The organism is Streptomyces sp. NPDC007084 (assembly GCF_040703595.1).
Classification (GTDB): domain Bacteria; phylum Actinomycetota; class Actinomycetes; order Streptomycetales; family Streptomycetaceae; genus Streptomyces.
Window position 1 is genome coordinate 1 of sequence record NZ_JBEYFY010000135.1, and the last position, 1,210, is coordinate 1,210.

Below are 1,210 nucleotides of genomic sequence, written 5' to 3' on the forward strand. Positions count from 1 at the left end.
TACACACCGCCCGTCACACCACGGGAGTTGGGAGTACCCGAAGTAGGTTGCCTAACCGCAAGGAGGGCGCTTCCTAAGGTAAGACCGATGACTGGGGTGAAGTCGTAACAAGGTAGCCGTATCGGAAGGTGCGGCTGGATCACCTCCTTTCTAAGGAATATATACAAAGACGTGAGCATTCAACTTTATTCAGTTTTGAGGGGTTTAGTGATAAACCTAAGCAAGAATCAAATTCTTGATTGTGGGGCCTTAGCTCAGCTGGGAGAGCGCCTGCTTTGCACGCAGGAGGTCAGCGGTTCGATCCCGCTAGGCTCCATTGTCAGACAAGACGTTAAAATCACTTGAACATTGAAAACTAAATAACAATATCTAATAACGATAAATAAACCAAAAGCTGTGAATTTTAAAGAATTTACAAACTTATACTTGAAAAACGATGATTATAAATCATCATGGCAAAGTTAATAAGGGCGCACGGTGGATGCCTTGGCACTAAGAGCCGATGAAGGACGTGACTAACGACGATATTCTAGGGGGAGCAGTAAGTACGCATTGATCCCTAGGTCTCCGAATGGGGAAACCCAGCTGCTACTAGCAGTTATTCATGAGTGAATACATAGCTCATGTAAAGGTAACGCAGAGAACTGAAACATCTAAGTACCTGCAGGAAGAGAAAGTAAAAACGATTTCGTAAGTAGCGGCGAGCGAACGCGAAGAAGGGCAAACCAAGAAGCTTGCTTCTTGGGGTTGTAGGACTGCAACGTGGACTTAAGCATTATAGTCGAATAACCTGGGAAGGTTAATCAAAGAGGGTAATAATCCCGTAGACGAAATAGCGCTTATACCTAGCAGTATCCTGAGTAGGGCTGGACACGCGAAATCCAGTTTGAATCCGGGAGGACCATCTCCCAACCCTAAATACTCCTTAGTGACCGATAGTGAACCAGTACCGTGAGGGAAAGGTGAAAAGAACCCCGAGAGGGGAGTGAAATAGCACCTGAAACCGTGTGCCTACAAGAAGTTCGAGCCCGTTAATGGGTGAGAGCGTGCCTTTTGTAGAATGAACCGGCGAGTTACGTTATGATGCGAGGTTAAGTTGAAGAGGCGGAGCCGTAGGGAAACCGAGTCTGAATAGGGCGACTTAGTATCATGATGTAGACCCGAAACCTAGTGACCTATCCATGAGCAGGGTGAAGGTGTGGTAAGACGC

Annotated in this window: 1 tRNA gene and 2 rRNA genes; all 3 read left to right on the plus strand. The window is 46.6% G+C overall.

The features are described 5' to 3' along the window. Window positions 1-150, plus strand: a 16S ribosomal RNA gene (locus tag AB0912_RS35915); the annotation flags it as partial. A gap of 93 nt (window positions 151-243) precedes the next feature. After that, window positions 244-316, plus strand: a tRNA-Ala gene (locus AB0912_RS35920). A gap of 138 nt (window positions 317-454) precedes the next feature. Beyond that, a 23S ribosomal RNA gene (locus AB0912_RS35925) occupies window positions 455-1,210 on the plus strand; the annotation flags it as partial.